Here is a 10,440-nt window from a genome sequence, read left to right as displayed (position 1 = left end):
CAACACAGCGGCAACAACATTGGGTATAAGCAACCTATCATCCAGGAACATCGGTTCATCATTTTTTGACACTAGTGTAAAAGAATCGACTTCAAATTCCGCAGCACCTTCGACTCGCTATCTTGAAAAAGGCGATTATATGAAACTTGCAAATATGACGTTGGGCTACAGAGTCGGCGATATCGGGAATACTTTTAAAAATTTCAATATTTCGCTTACCGGTCAAAACCTCTTTGTGATAACCAAATATACAGGTTTTGATCCCGAGGTTAATACGGACGGATCAACCGGAGGGATTGCTTCATTAGGGATTGAATATCTACCTTATCCTCCAGCAAGAAGCATTTTACTTGGTGTTAATTTTTCACTTTAACTCAAAAAAGAACATACAGTTATGAAATCTAAATATATAATCTACATAACGTTAGCGGGTCTTATAACCTTCAACTCATCGTGTACAAAGCTTGAAGAAGAGTTTCGAGGCGAACTGGAAGAAGGAAGTGGCGAAATCGTTGATCCTGCAGCACTTTTAACATCGGCTTACACCGCCTTTAATACTCCATACCAACAAGAGCAACGATGGGTATTACAAGAGATATCAACCGACGCTGCCATGGCTCCAACACGAGGAGGCGATTGGGATGATAACGGTATGCACCGTTCAATACATCTACATGAATGGAATGCAGACAATGGCTACATGAATAATACATTTGTGAGCTTAGGTACACTCGTTTTCAACGCGACAAATGTATTAAGGTTTAAACCGTCAGCGCAACAGGAGGCTGAAGCCCGCTTTATTCGAGCAGTTGCAATCTTTGATTTTATTGATTTATTTGGGGCAGCGCCATTACGTGAAGGAGAATCCCTAGATGATTATAGAATTCCTCCGATTGTAATGAATCCTGATCAAGCAATGGATTATATCATTAGTGAGCTAACCGAAGCCATGCCAAACCTTCCCGAAGGAACTCCGAAAACTGCGTATGTCGCAAGCAAAAATGCCGCCAGAGCTTTACTGATGAAAGTGCATTTAAACCGAGGCACCTTCAATAATCGTCAATCTCCGACGTTCGACCCCGCTGACATGAACCGCGTCGTTGCTTTAGCCAAAGAAATTACTGCCTCAGGTAGCTATAGCATTTCGCCTAAAGGAAAATATTTCGATAATTTTGCACCTGACAATGATCAAAAGTCGACAGAAAACATTTTTACATTATACAACGAAAATGGCGTCCGGGGTGGAAATGTTGATCGAACGTGGAATACTATAGCCCATTACAATATGAATCCCGGTGGTTGGAATGGTTGGTGTACTTTATCAGATTATTACGATAAATTCGCCGCAACGGACGAAAGAAGAGGAATATATTACGAATACGCCGCGGACACAACTTCAAATAGAAAAAGAGAATTTCGTCGTCAAAATGTTGGCTTTTTTGAAGGCCAACAATACAATTGGTCAACGAACAAACCGCTCATGGCACGTAACCCATCTAATGCACCATTGAAGTTCACCAGAGAAGTTACAATACGAACATCTGGAGCAACGTTAGAAACTGCTGGAATTAGACCATTAAAGTATGCTTTTGACTATGAAAGTAATGGCCAACGGAACAACGACTGGGTTGTCTATCGCTACGCCGACGTAATCCTGATGCAGGCCGAAGCTATATTACGAGGTGGGACAGGCACAAGTGCTGAGGCATTGCTTTTGATCAACAAAATTCGTGTTCCACGAGGAGTAGCAGCCCTAAGCTCGCTAACGTTAGACAATTTGCTCGATGAACGTGCAAGAGAATTATACTGGGAAGGATGGAGACGTCAAGACCTCATCCGATTCGGAAAATTCCTCCAAGCTTGGCAAGAAAAACAGGAAGATCCAGATCCAAAAACATTGGTATACCCTATTCCTAGTCAGCAAATACCGGTAAATCCTAATCTAACGCAAAATCAAGGGTATTAGACTTCATTAAATCATTCTATAAAGGGGCTTTTACTTTGCAAAGCCCCTTTATACTTTCAATCCAATACGACGATCTATGTCATTTAACGAATTCCCTTCCACCATTCCTCATTAATTGGGATATCTCCAAAATTAACAACTTGCCCTACCTTTGGTGTAATGATAGGCACGTTATTTTCTTTTGCAGCTTTACTTACACGAATGAGCGGTTCGTCCCACGCATGATTTGCTAATGGAAATTTACCGGAGTGCACAGGGATAGTGTAACGTGCCTGTAATTCCTTTGCCACAAGTACAACTTCCTCGGGCATCATGTGAATATATTTCCACATCTCATTGTATTGTCCATTTTCAAGGATCGCAAAATCAAATGGCCCGTACTCAGCCCCAATATCTCTAAAATGCTTCCCATATCCACTGTCTCCACCAAGGAAAATATTCTTTGTCCCTTTTAAAACAAACGACGACCACAATGTCGTATTACGCGTAAAAGCCCTACCAGAAAAATGTCGCGCAGGTGTAGAAGTAAATTTAAGTTCATTTACATCCGCCGACTCACCCCAGTAAAGCTCTGTGATATTCGCAGCAGGAAATCCCCATTTCTCTAAATGGCTTCCAACACCCAGTCCCGTCACGATATGTTTAACTTTATGTTGCAGCTTTTTAAAAGTATTATAGTCCAAATGGTCCCAATGATCATGGGTGATAACCAAGATATCAATGTTAGGCATATCTTCGGCCGTATATTCGTATTGATAATCGAAAGCACGAACACTTATGCGTACTGGAGTTGCGTACTTACTAAATACTGGATCAACTAATATTCGATTTCCGTCCATCTGAAGAAAATAGGAAGAATGTCCAAACCAGATATATAAATTGCTATCTATTGGCAAATTCTTAAGGTTTGTCTGCATAACCGGAATAGTATCTTTCGGAACGTTACGCTTGTCTTTGTTAAAAAAGAACCCTTGAAGCATTTCTAATGTACTTACTCCTTCGGGTACCATTGGAGTCTCTTCCAAATTCTGGAATGCTCCATTTCTGTAGGTAGCAGCATTTTTCATACGCTCAAGCCTGTCGTTAGAAGGGGTTCCTCCAAATCGATCATGCTGCAAATATATGATCGTACCAATTATTAATAACCCTAAAAGAACAAATAAAACCTGTATCATTCGAATAAATATTTTTTTCATAAAAAATTTCCAAAATCCATTTATCGCAAAGATGCGATTAGAGAGATTATATACATACTGAGAGAAAGAACTTCGTGCGTCTAGAGACAAATCGAAGATAATACAACCGAGATTTTTCCGTAAGACACTCGGATGTCAATAGATAATGTGAGCAACGATTTATACGCACGAACGCATCGGCGTTACAAGTTTCGAAAAATAAAATAAAAGAGTACGATTACACTAACAATCCAAATAGCCCATTCGCCAAATAGGATCCTTCGCCAGTAGAGTTGCTGCGAAGTAGGATGTTTTATAAGTTGAAAACCAAATCCAAGTATTAAATAAGGGATAATCGGCAAAACTAACGCGTTGTGAAAAAACGCACTTTCAACGTCACCATGCAGCAAACTATGAATCGCCCGCTGTGAGCCGCAACCGGGACACTCGAGATGAGTAAACGCTTTTATGGGACATTTAGGAAACCAAACATATTCCAAAGGATCATATTGATAATACACATAAAGAAATAGACCGGTCAGTAAGATGATCAATACATACCAAAAGTATCTATAGCGAATGAAAAACATTTTGATCAGCATAGAAATACATTAGAATTTACGTCGCTAAAACTCCAATTCCAAACAAAATGCCATAGAACACCCATAGTACAACACACGCGATAATGTTTATTATCATCCATTTTTTTGCGCTAGCTGAATCCAGCTCAGCACCCCTTATATCTCCACGGTAAAATTTCTTTTCAACTCTTGACGCATATATTATAGATGGTATACCTATTGGCCAACAACATAGAATTGTTGTCAAAATGGTTTCCACTAAATAGTTTTTAGGAGGGTTTCCATTCGGTCTTCCGTACATACCTTCTTGCTGCGTTTGAGAAAACTGAGGAGGGACTCCCGCATTCGTAGAAAAGTATGGCTGATCCCCAGATTCAATAATATCTGCCACCTCAGGAACAGTCTTTGCCAAAACCCAATTAGGCATCCCTTCCGTCCAAATATAGGTATCGCCGGTGATTCCCTTTGCCTTCAGTTCCAAAATAGAAAGAGGACCGTAGCTATTAACCCCATCTGTATAATGGTATTTTTGCATATTACGCTCGTATTATAATTAAAGTTAATAATTTATTTCACGAAAAACAGTAGATATTTTCCAATTTAAAGGTCTAAAAAGAATGACTCCGTAAAATAAACATGACAAAGCACCATAATAAAAAGTAAAAAATGAGATTAAAACAAAAGCCTCGAAATATCGAGGCTTTTATAATGTATATTGAATTTAAGACGTAATCTTACATCATGCCTGGCATTCCGCCACCCATTGGAGGAGCTCCGGCTCCCACTGGGTTTTCTTCTGGTTCATCTGCAAGCACACATTCTGTTGTTAACAACATTGAAGCAATAGATGCTGCATTTTCCAATGCTACACGAGAAACTTTAGTTGGATCAATTACACCTGCACCAATTAAATTCTCGTACACGTCAGTACGTGCGTTATATCCGAAATCGTCTGTACCCTCTTTAACTTTTTGAACAACTACAGCACCTTCGATACCCGCGTTGTTACAAATTTGGCGTAGAGGTTCCTCAATAGCGCGTCTGATGATATCAATACCAATAGTCTCATCTTCATTTGCACCTTTAAGGCCTACCAATGCTTCTGTAGCACGAATAAATGCAACACCACCACCAGCGACGATACCTTCTTCAACCGCAGCGCGAGTTGCGTGCAAAGCGTCATCAACGCGATCTTTCTTTTCTTTCATTTCAACTTCTGTAGTTGCACCAACATATAGTACTGCAACTCCACCCGAAAGTTTCGCAAGACGTTCTTGTAATTTTTCACGATCGTAATCCGAAGAAGTACTTTCAATTTGCGAACGGATCTGTGCAACGCGCGCTTTGATATCATCAGCAACACCAGAACCGTTAATTATTGTAGTGTTATCCTTGTCAACAACAACTTTCTCTGCTTGACCTAAGTATGACAGTTCCGCATTTTCCAATTTGTAACCTCTTTCTTCCGAAATCACTGTACCGCCTGTTAGAATAGCAATATCTTCTAACATCGCTTTACGACGATCACCAAACCCAGGAGCTTTAACCGCTGCTACTTTCAATGAACCACGGATCTTATTAACCACTAATGTCGCTAACGCTTCACCGTCAAGATCCTCAGCGATAATTAACAAAGGTTTACCTGTTTGAACTTGTTTTTCCAAGATAGGCAGCAATTCTTTCATGTTGCTGATTTTCTTGTCGTAAATCAAGATATAGGGATTTTCTAAATCAGCTTCCATTTTATCTGAATTAGTAACAAAGTATGGAGACAAATAACCACGGTCAAACTGCATACCTTCTACAGTTTTCACTTCAGTTTCTGTACCTTTTGCTTCTTCAACGGTAATAACACCATCGTTACCAACCTTCTCCATTGCTTCAGCAATCAATGAACCGATTATATCATCATTGTTAGCTGAAATTGTAGCGACTTGTTTAATTTTATTATTGTCGGCCCCAACCTCTTGAGATTGTCCTTTTAAATTAGCCACAACGACTGATACTGCCTTATCAATACCACGTTTCAAATCCATTGGATTAGCACCCGCCGCAACAGATTTTAAACCCGGAGCAATAATCGCTTGTGCAAGAACTGTTGCAGTTGTTGTACCATCACCCGCTTGGTCAGCCGTTTTAGAAGCAACTTCTTTGACCATCTGAGCACCCATATTTTCTAGGGCATCTTTCAAATCGATCTCTTTTGCTACAGAAACACCATCTTTGGTAATCATTGGAGAACCGAATTTTTTCTCTATAATTACATTACGTCCTTTAGGTCCTAAAGTTACCTTTACCGCGTTTGCTAAAACATCAACACCTTTTTTCAGTGCGTCACGCGCTTCAACATTATATCTTACTTGTTTTGCCATTTCTATTATTATTATTTATCAAAGTCTAGTGTTTAATACAACATTCATATGTCGTAACCACCACCACAATTAATCTTTTGGTTTACGTTTAAATATGATTTTTCAACTATAATACTGCGTAAATATCAGATTCACGCATAATCAAATATTCTTTCCCTTCGTATGTGATTTCAGTTCCTGCGTATTTACCATATAATACTTTATCACCTACATGAACAGTAAGGGGTTCTTCCGGCTTACCCGTTCCAACTGCAACCACTACACCTTGAGATGGTTTTTCTTTCGCTGTGTCTGGAATGTAAAGACCTGATGCTGTTTTTTCCTCTGCAGGAGCTGCTTCTACTACAACTCTGTCTCCGATAGGTTTAATGCTTAATGCCATAATTATTTAGTTTTATTTTATACTAACTTTAATCTCTCATACACAATAGCACCAACTATGCCAAAGGGTAAAAGACAATATTTCTTGCCATTTTTTCACTTTTGAGTCAACAATATTGACAGTATAATTGAAGGCCGTGCCAACCTGTCACTAAAAATCGAAAAAGCTCCACATGTACATGTGGAGCTTTTTTTTATCTTGGTAATCTGATGACTATTGAGTAGAATCTTTAACTACTGGAGTCTCAGTCGTTACCGGTGCTTGTTCTTTTACAGGAGAATTATTTAAGTTCAATGGTGATGTTTGAACAGGTGTTTCAATTTGGCCTCCCAACCCCCCGGCTGAAGTTCCTGCCGAAGATGGACCTAAAATATTCAGTGCTATACAAAACACCATCAGGGCAATCGCTAACCCCCAGGTTCCTTTCTCTAAGAAATCTCCGGTACGTTGTACACCCATCAAATTAGAACTTCCCGAAAATCCTGATGACAATCCGCCTCCTTTTGGATTCTGAATCAATACAATAAGTCCTAATAATGCGCTTGCTAATACGATCAGGACAATTAAAAATGTTTGCATTATTTATTTCGTTAATATAGTTTTTCCTCTAGTTCCTTAATTTGGGTCGCAAAATACGATTTTTTTTCTGGAAACCTTACAATTAATTTTTTATAAACTTCGATAGCTTTCACAAACATGGATTGGTCCGTATAAATAGCTGCCAGTGTTTCAGTTACCAAATCGAATTGTTCTTCAGAACTTTTACGGGCCTTATTTTCTGTATTTAGCTGTTCAGCTGGAGGGGGTTGAATTTGCGGCTCTTCCCGAATAAAACGTTCGATAACTTCTGTTGTTCGATCGTCACTCCGATCCGTTGTCGCACGCTGCTTGATCGAATCACTTAATTTATCTTCAGGATCTTGTAGATGAATTATATTTTCTCTGATCTGCTGATCCAAAATAACACGATCTAACTCTGAGGCATCAAATGCAGGTTTGTTTCGTACCGGTAGGTTCGGACTCGCAAAAGGTTGATACGTTTCTGCAAACTCTAAACGTGTCTTATGTAGCCACCAGCGAAAACTATACGGCATAAGCTCGTCATTATACAAACTGATGTCTTCTTCCTTCTTTTTATCCGTTTTGTTCGCTAAATCATCCTGTGAGTGTTGTATTTGCTCTCGCTCGCCATCAACAGGGTCTACGTGAAGTGCAAAAAAGTCTCCGCCACCAATACCCTCATTAACCAACGTATTTAACTCTTCCTCGGGATGTTGATCAGGTAAAGATCTATGCTCGAAATTTTCAAATTTGAATTGTGGAATAGGAGTTTCTCCCTTTGAATCGTGTGCCGACTCCATGTTATCTCCGGACGATACATCTTCATTATCTATTTCCTGCTCATGAATAAATTCTTCCGATTCTACCTCGTTGAATTCCAACCCCTCTTCTTCCAACGGTTCAACATCCTCAAATGGAACGTAGTCATCATCTAGCACTTCCAATATTGGGACATGCTCGACCGGAAGTTGCAGATATTCAAACAACCAGTTAGGACTACTGGCTAACAATTTGGCTTGAGCTGTCAATTCTCCGACGGTTCCTTGCATGATATACTGCCGCCGCTCTCGCGCAAAATAAAGCGGTTGCGAAAAGGGATATTTGGAAATTAATAGTTCCAAATCTTCCAGCGACAACTCGGATGGATTTGCTAATGCCTGTCGATATAAAGACGAAAAAGATAAACTCATATTCCCTACCAATTTGCAAATGCACGATTATAAACGTCCTCGGTTAATAGTTTTATAATTTCAGTATTCAACGTTTCTTCTTGCCCGGCTACCGTTCCGCCGAATTCTCTAAATTGCGTAAAACTTTCTTCAAAATTGCTCTCTCCCGTCTCATCTAAACGGTTGGTATAAGTAACTTTGATGGTTATTGTTAGACGATTCATTGCTGCCCTATCAGTATTCGCTTCAACCGCTACTGGACTAATGTCATATCCTGTTATCAATCCTTCAAAAGTAGCATCCGCTTCACCTGTCACTTGACTTAGTCTTGATTGACTTCGAATCCTCTCTTTTAAACCTTCAGTGAAATTTTGACTGAGCGTAGGGTACACCATTGGCGCTATGTTTTCAAAATACTGCACATTAACTGTTTTCATATTTTCAGGAATGGATCCCCCGCTAAAACTATAGCTTACTCCACATTTATTAAACAACACTAAACAAAGCATTGCCAGTAAAGACAAAATGGAAACATTTCTTCGCATACCCGCTAAGTTATTAATCTAAGTTTAAATCTTTAATTTTTCTATACAAAGTTCGCTCAGAAATTCCAAGTTCTTTTGCTGCAGCTTTCCTTTTCCCTTTATGCTTCTTAAGAGCTTTCTTAATCAGATCAGACTCTTTTTCAACTAACGACAACGACTCTTCAATTTCTTCCGCATCCTGTGTCTCATACGACATGTAATCGCCGTTATTTTTAGAGCTTTGATTCGGGTTATGTATCGTTAAAGTCGGATGAGACGCCTCTTCACTAAGATAATTCTGCTTATTCGGCTGAACATCATCATACAATTGATTTATATACGGAGAATTCTGTTCAAAGGTACCCGAATTTACTCCTTTTTGAATCAGTTCAACTACCAATTTTTTAAGATCGACCATATCCTTCTTCATATCGAAGAGAACTTTGTACAACAGATCCCTTTCTGAAAAATCTTCCTTCGCACTTTCCTTAACGAAGACCGGTAGAGAAGAAACGTTTTCTACAGGAAGGTATTTTGACATGATCGCTGCAGTAACAATACGTTCCTGCTCAAGAACTGCAATCTGTTCAGCGATGTTTTTCAACTGTCGTACATTTCCCGGCCAAGAATAGTTCATCAACATCTCTTGCGCATCAGGCATGAGTTGAATACCCGGCGTGCGATATTTATCTGAAAAATCTACGATAAATTTTCTAAACAGTAGATTTATATCCTCTTTTCGCTCACGTAACGAAGGTATGCGCAAGGGAACTGTATTAAGTCTATAATAAAGATCTTCCCGAAATTTACCCTTCTTTACAGCTTCGTAAACATCTACATTCGTAGCGGCTACAACCCTCACGTTCGCTTTCTGTACCTTCGAGGATCCAACGCGTATATACTCACCGGATTCTAAAACACGTAGCAAACGAGCTTGTGTCCCCATTGGAAGTTCTCCAACCTCATCCAAAAAAATCGTCCCACCATCAACAACTTCAAAATATCCTTTCCGAGCCTCGTGCGCACCGGTAAAGGATCCCTTTTCATGACCAAAGAGTTCCGAATCGATAGTACCTTCAGGGATTGCGCCGCAGTTTACGGCGATAAATGAACCATGTTTACGCGCACTAAGTTGATGAATAATATGGGAGAAGACTTCCTTCCCCGACCCACTTTCGCCCTGAATAAGCACAGAGATATCTGTTGGAGCAACCTGCTTAGCTACGTCCATTGCCCTGTTGAGTAATGGTGAGTTACCAATTATTCCAAATCTATTCTTTATATCTTGATTATCCACGATACTTCCTCCGAGTTAACATACGAGACATTAGTCTACAATTCGTCCAATTAATGTTGCTGATGTACACCGTTCGGCAAGTACATTCACATACTCACCTGGTTTAAAACGAGCGTCTATTGGAAAAACGACCATTGTATTTTGATCATTACGGCCGCAGTAATCTTGGTCCGAACGTTTCGAGAAACCTTCGATAAGTACCTTTTGTACTTTACCTACGAAGTTCTGTAACCGAAAAAGACTATGCTCCTGTTGTTTATTTACTACTTCCGTCAGACGTCTCTTCTTCACCGACTCTGGGATATCGTCTTCAAAACGTTTCGCAGCTAAAGTTCCTGGACGTTCTGAATACGCGAACATATATGCGAAATCATATTTTACATAATCCATCATGGATAACGTCTCCTGATGTT

The 10,440-nt window shown here is 39.7% G+C and carries 11 protein-coding genes and 1 pseudogene; 2 read left to right on the top strand and 10 right to left on the bottom strand.

Features of this window, described 5'->3' with window-relative positions; translation table 11 throughout:
- Both HP439_RS15285 and HP439_RS15280 read left to right on the top strand, forming a co-directional pair.
- Positions 1–373, top strand: a pseudogene (locus HP439_RS15285) (SusC/RagA family TonB-linked outer membrane protein); the annotation flags it as partial.
- Between the two features lie 21 nt (positions 374–394).
- Positions 395–1,966, top strand: a complete 1,572-nt coding sequence (locus tag HP439_RS15280) for a RagB/SusD family nutrient uptake outer membrane protein (RefSeq protein ID WP_172391205.1) — start codon at positions 395–397, stop codon at positions 1,964–1,966.
- Between the two features lie 83 nt (positions 1,967–2,049).
- Here HP439_RS15280 and HP439_RS15275 read toward each other — a convergent pair whose 3' ends face one another.
- The 10 genes from HP439_RS15275 to HP439_RS15230 form a co-directional block, all read right to left on the bottom strand.
- On the bottom strand, positions 2,050–3,162 hold the full coding sequence (locus tag HP439_RS15275; RefSeq protein ID WP_246229382.1) for an MBL fold metallo-hydrolase: 1,113 nt from the start codon (positions 3,160–3,162) through the stop codon (positions 2,050–2,052).
- 182 nt (positions 3,163–3,344) lie between these two features.
- Positions 3,345–3,731: a DUF2752 domain-containing protein gene (locus tag HP439_RS19780; RefSeq protein ID WP_425501378.1), complete on the bottom strand. Its 387-nt coding sequence runs from the start codon at positions 3,729–3,731 to the stop codon at positions 3,345–3,347.
- Between the two features lie 28 nt (positions 3,732–3,759).
- A complete protein-coding gene (locus HP439_RS15265) occupies positions 3,760–4,257 on the bottom strand; it encodes a CD225/dispanin family protein (protein WP_172391203.1) in 498 nt (165 codons plus the stop codon).
- Positions 4,258–4,456: 199 nt separating this feature from the next.
- Positions 4,457–6,094, bottom strand: coding sequence for a chaperonin GroEL (gene groL, locus HP439_RS15260; protein WP_172391202.1), 1,638 nt, complete (start codon positions 6,092–6,094; stop codon positions 4,457–4,459).
- 106 nt (positions 6,095–6,200) lie between these two features.
- A complete protein-coding gene (locus HP439_RS15255; RefSeq protein ID WP_172391201.1) occupies positions 6,201–6,476 on the bottom strand; it encodes a co-chaperone GroES in 276 nt (91 codons plus the stop codon).
- A 213-nt stretch (positions 6,477–6,689) separates the two neighbouring features.
- Entirely contained in the window at positions 6,690–7,055 is a 366-nt protein-coding gene (secG, locus tag HP439_RS15250; protein ID WP_172391200.1) for a preprotein translocase subunit SecG, read from the bottom strand.
- An 11-nt stretch (positions 7,056–7,066) separates the two neighbouring features.
- Entirely contained in the window at positions 7,067–8,227 is a 1,161-nt protein-coding gene (locus HP439_RS15245; protein WP_172391199.1) for a hypothetical protein, read from the bottom strand.
- A gap of 5 nt (positions 8,228–8,232) precedes the next feature.
- On the bottom strand, positions 8,233–8,751 hold the full coding sequence (locus HP439_RS15240) for an LptE family protein (protein WP_172391198.1): 519 nt from the start codon (positions 8,749–8,751) through the stop codon (positions 8,233–8,235).
- Positions 8,752–8,764: 13 nt separating this feature from the next.
- Positions 8,765–10,027, bottom strand: coding sequence for a sigma 54-interacting transcriptional regulator (locus tag HP439_RS15235; RefSeq protein ID WP_172391197.1), 1,263 nt, complete (start codon positions 10,025–10,027; stop codon positions 8,765–8,767).
- A 30-nt stretch (positions 10,028–10,057) separates the two neighbouring features.
- Positions 10,058–10,440, bottom strand: a 383-nt coding sequence (locus HP439_RS15230; RefSeq protein ID WP_172391196.1) for a TRAM domain-containing protein, incomplete at its 5' end; no start/stop codon positions are given.

Origin of the sequence: Sphingobacterium shayense, assembly GCF_013179575.1 — a bacterium.
In the GTDB taxonomy this organism is placed as follows: Bacteria; Bacteroidota; Bacteroidia; order Sphingobacteriales; family Sphingobacteriaceae; genus Sphingobacterium; species Sphingobacterium shayense.
The sequence above is the reverse complement of the archived record's forward strand: the minus strand, read 5'-3'. Positions and strand labels throughout refer to the sequence as shown.

Bases quoted from the DNA above. Each gene is read 5' to 3' on its own strand.
- HP439_RS15280 (WP_172391205.1), top strand. From the start codon at position 395: ATGAAATCTAAATATATAATCTACATAACGTTAGCGGGTCTTATAACC.
- HP439_RS15275 (WP_246229382.1), bottom strand. From the start codon at position 3,162: ATGAAAAAAATATTTATTCGAATGATACAGGTTTTATTTGTTCTTTTA.
- HP439_RS19780 (WP_425501378.1), bottom strand. From the start codon at position 3,731: ATGTTTTTCATTCGCTATAGATACTTTTGGTATGTATTGATCATCTTA.
- HP439_RS15265 (WP_172391203.1), bottom strand. From the start codon at position 4,257: ATGCAAAAATACCATTATACAGATGGGGTTAATAGCTACGGTCCTCTT.
- groL (WP_172391202.1), bottom strand. From the start codon at position 6,094: ATGGCAAAACAAGTAAGATATAATGTTGAAGCGCGTGACGCACTGAAA.
- HP439_RS15255 (WP_172391201.1), bottom strand. From the start codon at position 6,476: ATGGCATTAAGCATTAAACCTATCGGAGACAGAGTTGTAGTAGAAGCA.
- secG (WP_172391200.1), bottom strand. From the start codon at position 7,055: ATGCAAACATTTTTAATTGTCCTGATCGTATTAGCAAGCGCATTATTA.
- HP439_RS15245 (WP_172391199.1), bottom strand. From the start codon at position 8,227: ATGAGTTTATCTTTTTCGTCTTTATATCGACAGGCATTAGCAAATCCA.
- HP439_RS15240 (WP_172391198.1), bottom strand. From the start codon at position 8,751: ATGCGAAGAAATGTTTCCATTTTGTCTTTACTGGCAATGCTTTGTTTA.